This is a genomic window from Vicinamibacterales bacterium (genome assembly GCA_036496585.1).
Classification (GTDB): domain Bacteria; phylum Acidobacteriota; class Vicinamibacteria; order Vicinamibacterales; family 2-12-FULL-66-21; genus JAICSD01.
Map to the genome: position 1 here is coordinate 32,303 of DASXLB010000004.1, position 16,241 is coordinate 48,543.

The 16,241-nt window shown below is 66.7% G+C and carries 13 protein-coding genes; 5 read left to right on the top strand and 8 right to left on the bottom strand.

What is annotated here, in order from left to right; all coding sequences use genetic code 11:
* Window position 1: 1 nt before the first annotated feature.
* The 3 genes from rplU to VGI12_00730 form a co-directional block, all read right to left on the bottom strand.
* The gene (gene rplU / locus VGI12_00720) at window positions 2–316 is read right to left on the bottom strand and encodes a 50S ribosomal protein L21 (GenBank protein HEY2431163.1); all 315 of its coding nucleotides are present in this window, start codon (window positions 314–316) and stop codon (window positions 2–4) included.
* A gap of 117 nt (window positions 317–433) precedes the next feature.
* On the bottom strand, window positions 434–1,309 hold the full coding sequence (locus VGI12_00725; GenBank protein ID HEY2431164.1) for a hypothetical protein: 876 nt from the start codon (window positions 1,307–1,309) through the stop codon (window positions 434–436).
* The gene (locus VGI12_00730) at window positions 1,278–1,640 is read right to left on the bottom strand and encodes a tetratricopeptide repeat protein (GenBank protein ID HEY2431165.1); all 363 of its coding nucleotides are present in this window, start codon (window positions 1,638–1,640) and stop codon (window positions 1,278–1,280) included. Before VGI12_00730 ends, VGI12_00725 begins: the two co-directional genes overlap by 32 nt.
* Window positions 1,641–1,895: 255 nt before the next feature.
* Here VGI12_00730 and dprA point away from each other — a divergent pair, with 255 nt between their 5' ends.
* The 5 genes from dprA (at window position 1,896) to VGI12_00755 (ending at window position 8,777) form a co-directional block, all read left to right on the top strand.
* Window positions 1,896–2,960 (top strand): DNA-processing protein DprA, encoded by a 1,065-nt coding sequence (gene dprA / locus VGI12_00735; protein ID HEY2431166.1) that lies wholly within the window; start codon window positions 1,896–1,898, stop codon window positions 2,958–2,960.
* Window positions 2,942–5,401: a type I DNA topoisomerase gene (topA, locus tag VGI12_00740; protein ID HEY2431167.1), complete on the top strand. Its 2,460-nt coding sequence runs from the start codon at window positions 2,942–2,944 to the stop codon at window positions 5,399–5,401. The genes dprA and topA overlap by 19 nt, the downstream gene beginning before the upstream one ends.
* Window positions 5,402–5,477: 76 nt before the next feature.
* The gene (gene trmFO / locus VGI12_00745; GenBank protein ID HEY2431168.1) at window positions 5,478–6,920 is read left to right on the top strand and encodes a methylenetetrahydrofolate--tRNA-(uracil(54)-C(5))-methyltransferase (FADH(2)-oxidizing) TrmFO; all 1,443 of its coding nucleotides are present in this window, start codon (window positions 5,478–5,480) and stop codon (window positions 6,918–6,920) included.
* Window positions 6,921–6,956: 36 nt separating this feature from the next.
* Window positions 6,957–7,901 carry a tyrosine recombinase XerC gene (locus VGI12_00750; protein ID HEY2431169.1) on the top strand — a complete coding sequence of 315 codons (945 nt, stop codon included), beginning with the start codon at window positions 6,957–6,959 and terminating at the stop codon, window positions 7,899–7,901.
* A gap of 69 nt (window positions 7,902–7,970) precedes the next feature.
* On the top strand, window positions 7,971–8,777 hold the full coding sequence (locus tag VGI12_00755; GenBank protein ID HEY2431170.1) for a hypothetical protein: 807 nt from the start codon (window positions 7,971–7,973) through the stop codon (window positions 8,775–8,777).
* A 489-nt stretch (window positions 8,778–9,266) separates the two neighbouring features.
* Here VGI12_00755 and VGI12_00760 read toward each other — a convergent pair whose 3' ends face one another.
* From VGI12_00760 to VGI12_00780, 5 genes are all read right to left on the bottom strand, one after another.
* Window positions 9,267–10,673: a sigma-54 dependent transcriptional regulator gene (locus VGI12_00760; protein ID HEY2431171.1), complete on the bottom strand. Its 1,407-nt coding sequence runs from the start codon at window positions 10,671–10,673 to the stop codon at window positions 9,267–9,269.
* A 53-nt stretch (window positions 10,674–10,726) separates the two neighbouring features.
* Window positions 10,727–11,866 (bottom strand): ATP-binding protein, encoded by a 1,140-nt coding sequence (locus tag VGI12_00765; protein ID HEY2431172.1) that lies wholly within the window; start codon window positions 11,864–11,866, stop codon window positions 10,727–10,729.
* Window positions 11,867–12,014: 148 nt separating this feature from the next.
* A complete protein-coding gene (locus VGI12_00770) occupies window positions 12,015–14,030 on the bottom strand; it encodes an ABC-F family ATP-binding cassette domain-containing protein (GenBank protein HEY2431173.1) in 2,016 nt (671 codons plus the stop codon).
* A 97-nt stretch (window positions 14,031–14,127) separates the two neighbouring features.
* Window positions 14,128–14,721, bottom strand: coding sequence for a response regulator (locus VGI12_00775; GenBank protein ID HEY2431174.1), 594 nt, complete (start codon window positions 14,719–14,721; stop codon window positions 14,128–14,130).
* Window positions 14,718–16,238, bottom strand: a complete 1,521-nt coding sequence (locus VGI12_00780; GenBank protein ID HEY2431175.1) for an ATP-binding protein — start codon at window positions 16,236–16,238, stop codon at window positions 14,718–14,720. Before VGI12_00780 ends, VGI12_00775 begins: the two co-directional genes overlap by 4 nt.
* Window positions 16,239–16,241: the final 3 nt, after the last annotated feature.

Sequence of the window (16,241 nt, forward strand, 5' to 3'; positions counted from 1 at the left end):
GCTAGACCAGGATGTCCTTGATGCGCACGCGCGTATAGGTGCTGCGGTGTCCCTTGCTGTTCCGCGAACCCTTGCGGCGCTTCTTCTTGAACACCCGGATCTTGGGGCCGCGCGATTCGCCGTCGATGACGCCGACGATCTTCACGTCGGCCACGAACGGGGCGCCGGCGAGCACCTCGCCGCCGTCCTTCTCGAGAAAGAGCACGCGGTCGATGCTGACCTCGTCACCGACGGCCGCGTCGATGCGGTCGACCTCGATGACGGAGCCCGGGGCGACCTTCACCTGGCGGCCGCCGCTCTGAATGATAGCGAACACTCTACCGTCTCCTTGCTGGGGGAGGCAAAACTCTAGAATACCAGAAGATCGGGTGATTTGGAAATCTGGTGATCCGGTGAAACTCCGCAGATCACCCGATCGTCAGATCGCCCGATTCTATTTGAGGAGAACCCTGGTGCCGTGGATTTTCTGGGCGCTGAGCGTGCTGAGGAACGACGGAATCACGCGGTCCATCAGCTCGAAGTAGGTCGAGAGCGCTGGCACGCTCTGGTTCTGCGGATAGAGAATCTCTTCGTGGAACGTCTCGGAATAGAGGATGGCGCCGGTGCGACCGTCGATGAACACGAAGCGCGGCTGCAGGATGAAGCCTTTGCGCTCCATATACTGGCGCACCGGGACCACGCTGCGGCGGCCATAGGCGTCGTACACCTCGCGGTTCTGCATCACGAAGCCGCTCGTCTGGTTGGGCGTGAAGAGGACCGTGCCGGTGACGATGAGCGGGTTTTGATATTCCTCGCCGAGCTTCTTCCAGTAGGCGACGTCGGCGAAGATCTTGTCGAATTTCGCGAGGTCCTTCTCGTTGTTGATCTTCGGCTCGCCCTTCTTCGGATCGGCCTTGGAATCGGTCTTCACGGCCGGGATGGGCTCGGGCGCGTTCGCGATATTGGCGGTCGGGATCGGCCCGACCGGGGCCACGCCGGCCGACGAGTTGGCGGCCGCCACGGCGCTGTCGCGGTTCGATTCGGTGGTGGCGATGTCCGCGAGCGGCAGCGCGTCGGCCTCGATGATGCGCAGCTGGGACTTCGTGCGCAACTGGCTCCGCAGCAGGCGTACCGTCTCGAGATTCGCGTCGACGTCTTCCGTGCCTCCGCCGATGAAGCCGGCGACGAGGACGCGCTGGAAACCGCTGACGTCCATCTTCGGCTGGATGGGCGTCTCGATCGGGATCTCGTAGAAGTCGGTGCAGCCCGCGAGCGCGAGCAGGCCGGCGAGGACGAGGCTACTTGCCGCTGCGGCGCTTCGTGCGGTCATTGATTTCTTTGAAGAGATCGTAGTTCTGCCGGATCAGCAGGTTCTTCGGATCCAGCTCCAGGGCCTTCTCGTATGCCTTTTTCGCCTGCTCGAACTTGCCTTCGTGCTCGTAGGCGATCGCGAGATTGTTCCACGCCGCGGAGTAGCTCGGATCGAGTTCGACGGCCTTCTGCCAGCGATAGAGCGCTTCGTTCCAGAGCCCGTTCTGCGCGACCTGAATGCCGAACTCGACCTGTTCCTTCGACTTCGATCGGTTGTCGGCGCGTGCGGCCGTAGCGCTGGCCGCCAGGGCAATGCAGGCAGCGACTGAGAGGAAGATCAGTCGACGCATGGGATGTAGGGTCACTATAGCACCTTGCCAGAGGGAGGGCGCAGCAACAGATGTACCGCGGCGGAGTTTGCGGAAAGCGGCGCGCACGCGCGCCGGCACGCCGTTTTTTGTAAACGGACACGAAACCCGTAAGGCGCGCTGACGCCTGCAGGCGTCGACCGGCCGTATACTGAAGGACAGAGGGTCGGGCACCGAAGCTGCCGCGGGCGGCGCCGGGGTTGCTGTCCCTGTGCCGCGCCGTGGTCGGGAGGCCTCGTGGACCTTCAGAACGCGGTGGCGGTCACCACCATCCCCGGCGTGTCGCGGCTTCGCGCCGCCGCCATCTTCCGATCGCTCGCCGCCGAAGCCGGCGGCACCCCTTCACTCGAAGACGTCATCGCCGCCTGCGGCCGCGCCGCCGGCGCCGCGCTGCTCGCGCGGGAGGCGCGACTGGAAGCCGCGACGCTCCTCGAACGGGCCTCGCACGAGCATATTGCCGCGCTGCCGATCGACGATGACCGGTATCCGGTCCTGCTGCGGACAATCGTCGATCCGCCGATCGTGTTGTGGCTGCGGGGCGCCGAAGCCGCGCTGGCACGCCCAGCCGTTGCGATCGTGGGCTCACGCGCAGCGAGCCCCTACGCGCTGGAAGTGGCCGGACGGCTGGGCGCCGAGCTGGCCGGGCGCGGCGTGGCGGTCGTCTCGGGGCTCGCCCGCGGCGTCGACGGCGCGGCCCATCGCGGTGCGCTGCGGGCCGGCGGCGCGACCGTGGCGGTGCTCGGGAGCGGCCCCGACGTCATCTATCCGGCTGAGCACCGTGGGCTCGCCGCCAGCATCTGCCAAGACGGCGCCCTCCTGAGCGAGCTCGGGCCCGGGGCGCCCCCGTTGCCGGAGCACTTCCCGCAGCGCAACCGCCTGATCAGTGGGATCTCGCTGGGGGTCGTGGTCGTCGAAGCATCGGAGAAGAGCGGCTCGCTCATCACGGCGCGATGCGCGCTCGACCAGGGCCGTGACGTCATGGCCGTGCCGGGCAGCATCCTGGGGGGCCGCAATCGCGGCTCGCACGCCCTCCTCAAGGACGGCGCAAAGGTCGTGGAGACTGCGGACGATATCTTGGACGAGCTGGGCTGGCGGCCGTGTCAAGCCCTCCCTGAAATTTCGAACAAGTCATTTGAAGACAACGACTTACTTTCTAAATTGACCCCCGGCGAGACATACGGTCTCGAGGATTTGTCTGCTACGGTGGGTATTTCGGGTCCGGCATTGCTGCCCCGTCTCACGGAGTGGGAAATGCAGGGGCGGCTGGTGAAACTGGGAAGCTTATGGCAAAGGCGCTCGTAGTGGTCGAATCGCCGGCAAAGGCGAAGACCATCAACAAATATCTCGGCAAGGACTACAAGGTCGTCGCGTCGATGGGCCACGTCCGCGATCTGCCCAAGAGCAAGCTGGGCGTCGACGTCGACGAGGGCTTCGAACCGTCGTACGAAGTGATCGCCACCCGTAAGAAGGTGCTCACCGAGCTGAAGGCGGACGCGAAGAAGGCCGAGCAGATCTTCATCGCCACCGACCCGGACCGCGAAGGGGAAGCGATCGGCTGGCATCTCGCCGAGGAGCTCGGCAGCAGCAACAAGAAGAAGATCCGCCGCTTGATGTTCAACGAGATCACCAAGAAGGGTGTGCTCAGCGCGCTCGACAAGCCGACCCAGATCGACAAGAAGATGGTCGACGCGCAGCAGGCGCGGCGCGTCCTCGATCGGCTGGTCGGCTACAAGATCAGCCCGCTCCTCTGGGAGAAGGTCCGCCGCGGCCTCAGTGCCGGCCGCGTGCAGTCGGTGGCGCTGAAGCTGGTCTGCGACCGCGAACGCGAGATCACCTCGTTCGTGCCCGAAGAGTACTGGAACATCACGGCGCGCCTGGCCGGTCCGGTGCCGCCGGAGTTCGACGCCAGGCTCCTCAAGAAGGACGGCGTCAACATCAAGGTCGGCCAGCAGGCCGAGTCCGACGCCATCCTCGTCGATCTCCGCAAGGCGGCCTGGGTCGTCGACAGCGTCACGATGAAGGAGCGGAAGAAGTCGGCGGTGCCGCCGTTCATCACGAGCAAGCTGCAGCAGGCCTCGCGCTTCCCGGTCAAGAAGACGATGATGGTCGCGCAGCAGCTCTACGAAGGTATCGAGCTGCCGGGCGAAGGGGCGGTCGGCCTCATCACCTACATGCGCACCGACTCGACGCGGGTCTCCGAGCAGGCGCTGACCGAGGTCCGCGAATTCATCGCCGGTTCGTTCGGCGCGGAGTACGTGCCCGAGAAACCGAACTTCTACAAGACGAAGTCGGACGCGCAGGACGCACACGAAGCGGTCCGCCCGACCTCGATGCAGTACCACCCCGACGCGGTGCGTGGCCAGCTCACCGGCGACCAGTACTACCTCTACAAGTTGATCTGGAACCGCTTCGTCGCCTCGCAGATGCCGCCGGCGACTTTCGACGACACGACGGTCGACATCACGGCGGCGCAGTATCTCTTCCGCGTCAAGGGATCCGTGCCGAAGTTCCCCGGGTGGATGGCGGTCTACGAACAGCCGGCGGCGGCCGTCGGGAGCGCGCTCGCGGCCCCGCTGAACGAAGACGAGAAGACGGCGCCCGGTCCCGACGCCCGCACCGCGGAAGACGACGAAGAGTCGAGCGTGCTGCCGGCGCTCGCCAAAGGAGACGTGCTGGCGCTGCGCGAGCTGAAACCGGAGCAGAAGTTCACGCAGCCGCCGCCCCGCTACACCGAGGCGACGCTGGTCAAGGCGCTCGAAGAGAACGGCATCGGCCGCCCTTCGACCTACGCGTCGATCATCAGCGTCATCCAGGCGCGCGAGTACGTGAACAAGATAGAGGGCAAGTTCAAGCCGACGTTCCTCGGCATGATGCTCGTCGAGAAGCTGCTGTCGCCGGCGTTCGACGACATCCTCGACGTGAACTACACGCGCGAGCTCGAGGAGGATCTCGACAAGATCGAGTCCGGCGCCTCGGACTACGAGAAGACGCTGACGGAGTTCTACAAGAAGTTCAAGAAGGATCTGAAGCGCGCCGAGAAGGACATGCCCAACATGAAGGAAGGGTATGAGCCCGAGCCGCCGGTCGCCTGCGACAAGTGCGGCAAGCCGATGGTCATCAAGGCCGGCAAGTTCGGGTTGTTTCTCGCCTGCAGCGGCTATCCCGAGTGCGAGAACACGCGCGAGGTCGACGCACCGGAGGCGGGCGCCGAAGGGGATCTCGACGAGGCCTGCGAGAACTGCGGCAAGCCGATGGTCGTCAAGCGCGGCCGCTTCGGCCAGTTCCTGGCCTGCACCGGCTATCCGGACTGCAAGACCACGCGAAAAATCATCGCGACCAAGCAGGGTATGGCGGCGGCCAAGCCCGATCAGATCCTCGACGAAAAGTGCCCGAAGTGCGGTTCGAACCTGGTCGTCAAGCAGGGACGGTTCGGCGAGTTCACCGCGTGCACGAGCTATCCGACCTGCAAGTACGTCAAGCAGAAGACGACCGGCGTACTCTGTCCCAAGGACGGCGGCGACATCGTCGAGCGCAAGTCGCGCCGCGGCAAGGTCTTCTTCGGCTGCGCCAACTATCCCGACTGCGATTTCACGCTGTGGAACCGGCCGGTGGCGGAGAAGTGCCCCGACTGCGGCGCGCCGTTCCTGGTCGAGAAGATCACCAAGAAGCACGGCCGCCAACTGGTGTGCAACACCGACAGCTGCAGTTACGTGCGTCAGGCCGAAGAGCTGACGACGGCTTGAGATCGGGTGATCTGTCGATCGGGTGATCGGGTGATCTGTTAGTCTGGGACCGTTCACCCGTTCACCCGATCACCCGATGTCTCCTGTCACCATCGTCGGCGGCGGCCTTGCGGGCTCCGAAGCCGCGTGGCAGGCGGCGGCTCGCGGTGTCCCGGTGACGCTCTGCGAGATGCGGCCGATCAAGCCCACGGCGGTTCACAAGACCGACGGCCTCGCTGAGCTCGTCTGCTCGAATTCGTTCCGCGGCGACAAACTCGACAACGCGGTCGGCCTGCTGAAGGAAGAGATGCGCCGTCTCGGCTCGCTGGTCATGCGGTGCGCCGACGAGGCGCGCGTGCCGGCCGGCGCGGCGCTCGCGGTGGATCGCGATCTCTTCTCGTCGCGCGTGACCGAGGCGATCGCGTCACACCCGCTGATCCGCATCCGCCGGGGAGAGGTCAAGTCGATTCCCTCGCCGGCCGATGGCCCGGTGATCCTCGCCACCGGTCCGCTGACCTCCGACGCGTTGTCGGCAGAAATCGCCACGCTGGTTGGCGAGGCGCATCTCTATTTCTACGACGCGATCAGCCCCATCGTCTCCGGCGAATCGCTGGATGTGTCGAAGGTCTATCGCGCCTCCCGCTGGGGACGCAGCCTCGGCCCACGGCCGGGGTCAGACCGGGGTCAAACCGGGGTCAAACCGGGGTCAAACCGGGGTCAGACCACCTTCGATGCTTCCTTCGCCTGCGGGGTAGACGATGGGGAGGGGGATTACCTGAACTGTCCCCTCAATCGGGAGGAATACGGCGCCTTCTACGACGCGCTCCTGTCGGCGGAAAAGGCAGCCCTGCGCGAATTCGACAAGCCGCAGTTCTTCGAGGGATGCCTGCCGATCGAGGTAATGGCGGCCCGCGGCGTCGACACGCTCCGCTTCGGGCCCATGAAGCCGGTCGGCCTCCCCGACCCCCGCACTGGCCGCGAGCCGTACGCGGTCGTCCAACTCCGCCAGGACAACGTCGCGGGCGATCATTTCAGCCTGGTCGGATTCCAGACGCAAATGAAGTGGGGGGAGCAGGCGCGCGTGCTCAAGATGATCCCCGGTCTCGAGCAGGCCGAGTTCGTGCGCTTCGGGATGATCCACCGCAACACCTATGTCAACGCGCCGACGGTGCTGCGCGAGACCTGGCAGACCCGGATGCGCGACGACCTGTTCTTCGCGGGTCAGATGTCGGGGGTGGAAGGGTACGTCGAGTCGGCCGCGTCCGGCCTCATCGCCGGCAGGAACGCCGCCGCGCTCGTGCTCGGCGAAGCGCCGGTGTCGCCGCCGCGGACCACCGCGCTCGGCGCGCTGGCCTATTACGCGTCGCACGCCGATCCGAAACACTACGTGCCCTCGAATATCGCCTTCGGCCTGCTGCCGCCGCTCGAACAGCGGGTCAAGCACAAGCGGGATCGCAATATCGCGATTTCCGAGCGCGCGCTGAACGATCTGGCGCGCTGGGAGGCCGGGCTGACGCGCTGCACGGCGGACGCGCCGTAGGCCGATAGCGAAACTTGGGATCCAGCCGGCTCACATATGCGAGAGCACCTCAAGGCCTTTCTCGATCACCTTCGTCTGAACGAGAACGCGTCGGCGCACACGGTCCGCGCCTACGACAGCGATCTGACGCAGTTCCTGACGTTCCTCGCGGCGCACCTGAAGCGGCGCGTTTCCGAGCTGGAGCCGACCAATCTCGATCACCTGAACGCGCGCGCCTTCCTCGCGGATCTCACCCGCAAGGGCCAGGCGAAGTCTTCGGCGGCGCGCAAGCTGTCGGCGATCCGCGCGTTCGGCCGCTATCTCCGGCGCCAGGGGATCATCGACTCGGATCCGGCGGCGCTCGTCGGCGCGCCGAAGCGGGAGGTTCGCATCCCCAATCATCTCGCCGTCGAGGAAATGGCGAAGCTGCTCGACGCGCCGGACGGAACCGCGCCGCTCGGCCGACGCGACAAGGCGATCCTCGAACTGTTCTATGCGTCGGGACTGCGGTTGAGCGAGCTGGTCGGACTCGACCTCGAAGACCTGAACCTGACGGCGCGGGTCGTCCGCGTGCTCGGCAAGGGGCGGAAAGAGCGCATCGTTCCCTTCAACCAGACGGCCGCGGACGTGCTGCGGACGTGGCTGCGCGACAGAGCGGCGCTCGTGCCCCACGCCGCTGCGCCGTCGCGAAGCCGCGAGTCGGTGCCGTTGCGCCGCCGCGCGCGCGAGCCGCTGTTCCTCAACTACCAGGGCGGGCGGCTGTCGACGCGCAGCGTGGACAAGATCGTCCGTCGTTATGCGCGCGAGTCGAGCACGCGAACGGGCATCAGCCCGCATGCGCTCCGTCATTCCTTCGCGACGCACCTGCTCGAGGCGGGCGCCGATCTGCGCGCGATCCAGGAGCTCCTGGGTCACGCGCGCCTCAGTACGACGCAGCGCTACACCCACGTGAACGCGGCGCAGTTGATCGAGAGCTATCGAAAGGCGCACCCCAAAGCCTGATTGCGCTTGACGTGGTCCGGCGATTCGCGCAGGATCGGGGCGACTTCCAACCGAATCCAGGGGGGGCCCATGCGACGTCGGTCGCTTCGAGCGCTTTTCGTGTGCCTGCTGCTGGCTGCACGCCCGGTGTGCGCGCAGGACGGCGCGCGGCTCCCCTCGGCTCCTGTCTTCCTGCCTCCTGTTCCCGACCCGCTCACCGCCGACGAGCGACGCGAGCTCGATGTCTGGATCGCCGCGATGCGCAAGTGGCAGCGCATGGACAAGCGGTGGCACAACGAGCCCGCCCACGACCCCTTCGGCCGGATCGTCAATCGTGAACCGAAGCCCGCTGCTCCCGAGTGGCTCGATGCGCGCTGTGCCGCGCTGGGTCCGGCGGAGGCGGGGAGCGCCGCGCCGCTCGGGTCCGCCTGCCGCATGCTTGCCGGCCTCGAGCAGGATCCGACGGCGGCGGCGATTCGCGCGCAGACCATCACCGCACGCGCCGCTGCCGAGAAGACCGCGAAGCATGCGTTCTTGACCCGTGTCCACATCGACGGGCTCTGGACGTCGACCGCCTCGGACGTGCGTGTGTACGGCCTGATCGGTTCGCACATCAGCCTCGTCGACGTGGGCCGCGTGCAGTTCTTCGGTCCACCCGGAGTGATCCTGCTGAGTGTGCCGGACGGCGCCGGCTCGCGGGAGATCCGCGCCGGTTACACCTGGGGCCTGAGTGTTCGCCTCGGCGACGTGCGTCTGTTCGCGCCGTCGAAGAACATGACGCTCTTTCTGACCATCAGCAAGGTGTGGGTGCCTGGCGGCTCCGTCTACGATCGGCTGCAGGGTGGCGGCTTCGACATCGCCGGCTTTTCGCTGGCGCCGCGCAAGCGCGGTCGATAGGATCGCGCGCCGCGCGCGCGGCGACTGCGCGGACGCGAGCGACGCCTATCCGTTCTCGTTCGCGTACCAATCGTCCAGACGTGACCACCGTCCGCAGCGCAGGCACATCGTGTCGTGCCAGCGCTTCTCGCAGCCGGGGCAGACGCCTCGGGTGTCGAACGTGTTCCACACGCTGCTGCAGCCGGGCTCGCAGCACCAGCGATCGGACTTCGCCGGCTCCCACGAGCACTTGGGACAGCGGATCCGGCCCCCGTCGCGGACCGTCACGGCAGGGGCCTTTTTCGTGATGACGAGGCCAAAGATCATCTGGACGCTCAACTCGAGAGTAAACCGCGCCCCGCCAACCTGTCGAGCGGGTTCGACGTGCGAAGTCGTCGATGAGCGCCGGCGCGTCGCGGCGGATGTCTCCTGGAAAAAAAAGGGCACAGCGACCCTGATCGCTGTGCCCCCCGGCCTGCGAGCGCGTGGCGTGACCGTCGCCGCGACGAGCTACGCGACGTCGACCATCCGCCGACCGCGCGGATACTCGATCGCCAGCGTCTTGATCTTGTAGTTCATGACGCGCGGGCTGATGTTGAGCAACTCGGCGGCGTCCTTCTGCACCCAGTTCGACATCTTCAGCGCCTCGATCAGCGCCTGCCGCTCGATCTCTTCGAGCGCGATGCCGGTCGGCGGGATCTTGACGACCGGGTTGCCGTCGCCCGACGGCGCGGTCGACAGCTCGCCGAGCCGCAGATCGCTGCTGTTGACGCTTGGATTCTCGGCGAGCAGCACGGCGCGCTCGATCGAGTTCTCGAGCTCGCGGATGTTGCCTGGCCAGTTGTAGCGCATCAGCAGCTTCAGCGCGTCGGGCGTCAGACCGTCGATCCGCTTCTTCAGCTCGCCGGCGAAGCGGCGCAGGAAGAAGGTCGCCAGCGCCGTGATGTCGTCCTTGCGCTCGCGCAGGGGCGGCATGTCGATCGACACGACGTTCAGGCGGTAGTAGAGGTCCTCGCGGAACTGTCCGTTCGCCACCATCTGCGGCAGGTTGCGGTTGGTCGCCGCGATGACGCGGACGTCGGTGCGCAGCGTGCGGGTGCCGCCGAGGCGCTCGAACTCGTGCTCCTGCAGCACGCGCAGGATCTTGGCCTGGGTGTTGGCGCTCATGTCGCCGACTTCGTCGAGGAACAGCGTGCCGCCGTCGGCCTGTTCGAAGCGGCCGACGCGCTGCTTGTCGGCGCCGGTGAAGGCCCCCTTCTCGTGCCCGAACAGCTCCGACTCGAGCAGGTTCTCCTGGAGCGCCGCGCAGTTCACCTTGACGAAGTTGCGTCCGGCGCGCAGCGAGTTGTGGTGGATCGCGCCGGCGATCAGCTCCTTGCCGGTCCCGGTCTCGCCGCGGATCAGCACGGTCGTGTTGCTCTTGGCGACTTTCTTGACGATCGCCAGCACCGACTGCAGCGCGCCGCTGGCGCCGACGATGCGGTCGAAGTCGTAGATGTCCTGCTGCGTGTGGCGCAGGTACTCGATCTCGTGCTTGAGGCGCCGGTGCTCGAGGGCCTTCTCGACCTTGAGCTCCATCTCCTCGATCTCGAACGGCTTCTGCACGTAGTCGAAGGCGCCGATCTTCATCGCCTCGACGGCGGTGTGCACCGACCCGAACGCGGTCATCAGGATCACCGCACTCGTCGGGTGCAGCGCCTTGGCGGTGCGCAGCACGTCGAGGCCGTCGCTGCCACCCATCTTCAGGTCGCTCAGCACGACGTCGAATTGCCCCTCGTGCAGCTTCTCGATCGCGACGTTGCCGTTCGGCGCCTCGTCGACCTCGTGCCGCGCGTCCGACAGCGCGCGGACGATGCCCCTCCTCAACGAATCGTGATCATCGGCAACCAGAATGCGCCCCATAACGCTTCGCTCCATTTCGCTCTGACGACTACCGCAAACCCGTTCACGTCCACACTCGATCGTCCAGGTCACCCGAACAGCTGCTGCTGGCTCCTGAACGGCAGGGTGACCCGGAACACCGCGCCCCCGCCAGCGCGCTTGCCGACGTCGATCCGCCCGTCGTGCGCGTCGACGATCTTGCGCACGATGGCCAGGCCCAGGCCGGAACCCTGGGGTTTGGTGGTGAAGAACGGACTGAAAATGCGATCCGTGACCTCGGCCGGGATCCCGGGCCCGTTGTCCGAGACGGTGATGACGACGGTCGGCCCGCCATGCTCGGGACCGACCTCCTCGTCTCCCTCCTGCGCGACCGCGGCGATCTCGACGACGCCGGTGCCGTTCATCGCCTCGAAGGCGTTGGTGAGGAAGTTGGTGAAGATCTGGCGCAGCTGCGCCGGGTCTCCCTGAATCGGCCGCAGCGCCTCGGGGATGTCGACCTTCACCTCGATCCCCCGTTTGAGGGAGTGCTTCTCGGCCATGCCGATCGCGTCGCGGATCACGTCGCCGACGCTGGTGTCTTCCACCTGCAGCCGGATCGGGCGCACGAACGCCAGCACCTCCTGCACCATCCGGTTGGCCATCTTGGCTTCCTTGATGATGTCGGCCAGGATGGTCTGCGCGTCGGGCGAATCGGGCAGTTGCCGCTTGAGCAGACCCGACATCACCTCGATGCCGGCCAGCGGGTTCTTGATTTCGTGGGCGATCGCGGCCGCCATTTCACCGAGCGCGGCCAGCCGGTCGCGCAGGCGTTCGCGTTCCTCGAGCTGTTCGACGCGGGTCAGGTCCTTGAAGAACAGCGTCGCGCCGACGTTGCGACCGCGCGCATCCTTGACCAGCGACAGCGTGTAGCCGATCACCTTGCCGGAGTTCTTCAGGCGCAGCTCGGCGCGGTTGGGCAGGTGCGAAATTTCGAATGCGCCGGCGATGATGCGGACGACGTCGGGCACGTCGCGCAGGACCTCGCTGAAGTGACGGCCGATGTCGGAGGGCCGGCGCTTCAGACCGAGCACCCGGTAGGCGATCTCGTTCATCACCGCGAGGCGGCCGTCGCGGGTGATCGCGACGACCCCGTTGCGGAAGTTCCAGACCATGTCGCGGTAGAACCCGTCCGGCACGACACCCGGTCCGCCGGCGCGGCGTCCCGCCGGTTTCTGCGCATTTTTGCGCACGCGCGTGGGGCGTTTCGAGGCGGCGGCCATCTCCGATGACAGCATTGTAATAACCCTGACGGGCAAAGGGTATGCCCTCAGAATCTTGGTGCTTTTCTACGACTTACGGGAATGTGCGGCGGGCGGGCGCGACAAAACTGGCGTCGGATTACACTTTTGTCTCTGACTGCAGCGTCTCCCACTGATTCATGAGATCGCCGACCTCCCACATGAGCGCCTGGTGGCGATCGATGACCGGTTTGGAGGCGACGTGGTTTTCGTAGAAGCCGGGCGCCGACATTTTCGCCTCCAGCTCCTTCACTTCTTTCTCCGCCGCCGCAATCCTGCCTTCGAGGTCGGCGATGCGGCGCTGCCTGGCTTCGCCTTCCTTGCGTGTCTTCCTGACCTCCGCGTCGGCGCGTTTCTTCTCTTCGAACGACGGTGACGGCTTCGATGCGGGTCCGGTCGCCGATGTCCGGTGTCGGGGATCCGGTTTCTTCGGCTGGGAGGACGGCGCCGCCTTCACCGGTGCCTTGACCCGCGGCGCATCGGCGACCGCGGCCCGGCTCTCGGGCATCGATCGCTGACGCCGCGACCACAGGAACTGCTCGTAGGTGCCGGGGTAGACGGCGGCGTCGCCGCCGCCGATGTCGATCACCTTGGTGGCCAGCTTGTCGACGAAGTAGCGGTCGTGCGACACGAAGATCAGGGTGCCGCCGAAATCCTCGAGCGCCTCGAGCAGCACGTCTTTCGAATCGAGATCGAGGTGGTTGGTCGGCTCGTCGAGGAGCAGCGTGTTGGCGGGCCGCAGCAGCATGCGCGCGACGGCGAGCCGGGTGCGCTCGCCACCCGACAGCACGCGCACCGGCTTGTCGATGTCGTCGCCGGAGAAGAGGAAGCCGCCCAGGATGGTGCGGATGTGCGGCACCATCTGAATCGGGGAGTCGCCGGCGAGCGTCTGGTAGACGGTGAGCGTCGGATCGAGCTTCGCCGCTTCGTCCTGCGCGAAGTACTGCATGACCACGTTGTGCCCCTCGACGCGGGCGCCCGCCTCGGGCGCCTCGACGCCCGACAACATCCGCATCAAGGTCGACTTGCCGACGCCGTTGGGGCCGATCAGCGCGATCCGGTCGCCGCGCTCGAGATGCAGGTTGACGTCGCGGAAGACGAGTGTGTCGCCGTAGGCCTTCCGCGCGTGCGTGAGCTCGAGCGTCATCCGGCCGCTCTTCCGGCAGTCGGGAAAGTGGAAGCGCACGCGCTTGCGCTCGGGCGGGATCTCGATCGGCACGATCTTCTCGACCATCTTGATCCGGCTCTGCACCTGCGACGCTTTGGTCGCCTGGTAGCGGAAACGGCTGATGAACGCGTTCATCCGCTCGATCTCGTCGTCCTGCTCCTTCTTCATCTGGCGCAGGCGATCCATCCGCGCGTCGCGCTCGCGGATGTAGGCCGAGTAGTTGCCGACGTAGTCGGTCAGCGTGCGCATGCCGATCTCGGTGATGCGCGTGACCACGGCGTCGAGGAAGAACCGATCGTGGCTGACGAGGATGACCGCGTGCGGGTAATTGGAGAGGTAGTCCTCGAGCCAGTTGCGGGCTTCGAGGTCAAGGTGATTGGTCGGTTCGTCGAGCAGCAGCAGGCCGGGCCGGCCGAGCAGCAGGCGCGCGAGCGCGATCCGCATCTGCCAGCCGCCCGAGAAGGTGTCGGTCCTCTTCTCCATGTCGGCTTCGGAGAAGCCGAGGCCGCGCAGCACGGTCGTCACCTTCAGGTCGATCGCGTAGCCCTCGCCGCGGCGGAACTGGTCCTGCAGCTCGGCGTAGCGCGACAGCATCGTCTCGTGCTCGTCATGGCTGGCGCCGTCGTCGCCGAGGCGATCCTCGATGGCGGCGATCTCGGCCTTCATGTCGAGCAGCGGCTTGAAGGCGAGCCCGGCCTCCTCGCGGAGCGTGCGGCCGGAATAGGTGAGCCCGTCCTGCGGCAGATACCCGATCGTCAGCCCGGCGGGCTTGACGATCTGCCCGGCGTCGGCCTCGTCGATGCCGGCCAGCATCTTGAGCAGCGTGGTCTTGCCCGCGCCATTGGGACCGCTGAGCCCGACGCGCTCGCGGTCGTCGATCTGCCAGGTGACCTGGTCGAGCAGAATGCGTTCGCCGAACGACTTAGTGAGAGAGGAGAGCTGGATCACTGGGGGATGTGGGGATGTGGAAATGTCGGGATGTGGAAATGTGGAGATGTTGAAAAGTGATGTGGAAGGCAGGGCTTCCACACTTCCACATCGTGCGCTACTCGCCGAGGGCTTTTGACGCGGCGGCCAGGACTCGGGGCACCCGGAAGGGCTTGGTGAGATAGCCGGACACGCCGAGGTTGACGGCTTCGATGGCGCTTGCTTCGTTCGAGAAGCCGGTGATGATGATCACCGGCAGATCGGCTTTCAGCCGCCGCGCTTCGCGGATGACCGTGAGGCCGTCGACGCCCGGCATCTTCAGATCCGTAATCAGCAGATCGTAGGGAATGATGCGCAGCCGCTCGAGGGCGGTGCGGCCGTCGGGGGCCATGTCGACGTCGTACTCGGCGAGCGCGAGCGTCTTCGAGAGCAGATCCCGGATGGTCGCTTCGTCGTCGACGATCAGCACGCGGGGACGGCTGCCGTGGGCCGCCGGTGCCGGACGCGCCGGCGGGGATCCTGAGGCGCGCGCGCCGCCGCGCGGCCGCTGGCTCTCGAGCCACGCGTCGATGTCGCGCTTGCGGAAGCGCCACTGTCGGCCGACCCGCACGGCCGGGATCTTCCCCGCCTTGATAAGACGGTAGACCGTCCGCAGGTTGACCTGGAGATATTCGAGCACCTCCTCGGTGGTCAGGAAACTTTCGTCGATCATGGCGGGCCGATGGTGCCCACTTTACCATCAACGGATGCCGCCGGCAGTTCGATCTCGAACACCGCGCCGCCTCCGTCGGCGTTGGCTGCGGTGATCGTGCCGCCGTGTTCGGCGACGATGCCGTAGGTGATCGCCAGGCCGAGGCCGGTGCCCTGCCCGACGTCCTTGGTGGTGAAGAACGGATCGAAGATCTTCGGCAGCACGTCGGCCGCGATACCGCGGCCGTGATCGCGGATCCTGACCACGACCTGCGAGGCGCGGGCCCGCGAGGCGGTGGTGATGTCGATCCGGCGCGCGGCTCCGCCCTCGAGCACGGCGTGCTCGGCGTTGATCAGCACGTTGAGGAAGGCCTGCTGCAGGTGGGCCGGATCGCACAGCACCGGCGGCAGCCGCACTCCCTGGCGCCGCGCGATGCGGATGCCGGCCCGCGCGAGCTGGGGCTTGCGGCTGGCCAGCGCGCGCGTCAGCACGCGATCGAGCGTGGTCTTCTGCCGCGCGATGCGGTGCGCACCGGTGAAGACCAGCAGATTTCTCACGATCTTCGCGGCCCGATCCGCCTCCTGGAAGATCTGCTTCAGCTCCTTGCGCAGCGGACGGGCCGCCTCCGACGTCGCCAGCATCAGCTCGAGATGCCCCATCACCCCTTGCAGCGGGTTGTTGATCTCGTGCGCGATGCCCGCCACGAACTGGCCGAGCGAGGCGAGCTTCTCCGACTGCGTCAGCCGTTCCCGCAGCGCCGCGCGCTCCGCCTCGAGGCGCGTCTGGCGGGTGATGTCGCGCGCCACCAGCACGCGCCCCAGCGTGCGGCCGTCCTGGCTGCTCAGCGGCGTCGCCGTCAGCAGGAAAATGCCGTCCAGTTCGGTGTCGTCGACGCGTCGCTGCACGGCCGGGACGATCCCCTGCCAGGTGTCGGCCGCTTCGACATACGCGAGCGTCTCGGGCCCGACGAGATCGCGCAGCGGATGCCGGACGATCTCGGCGCGTTTGAGCGCGACCCGCGAGGCGAACGCGTCGTTGGCGTCGACGATGCGCAGGTCCTTGTCGAGCACGACGACGAGATCCACCAGCGAGTTGAAGGTGTCCTCGAGGAGCCGCCGCTGCCGCAGGATCTCGTCGAGCAGCTGGACGTTCTCGATGGCGACCGAGAGCTGCCGCGCCAGCTCCCGCACCGACTCGATGCTCTCGGCATCGCCCGGTTCGACCACCAGCGTCCCGAGTGCGCGCCGCCAGCCGCGCAGCGGCGCCACGAGCTCCTCGCCACGAAGCTTCGCGCGCTCGAGCCGCATGCCCCACGCGGCGTAGTGGGTCGCGTCGTCGCTCGGCACGGGGTCAGCCGTGTGGGCGCCGCCGATGGCTGCGGTCAGCAGAAGCTGGCGATTCCGGCGGTCGTGGAGCCAGATCTCGACCCGGCGGACGCCGTAGATGGCGCGGATCTCGGGGGTGAGCGCCTGGAGCGCGGTCGGCAGGCCCGGGCTGCCCGAGACGTTGCGGGAGAATTGCAGCAGTAACTCCCGCAATCG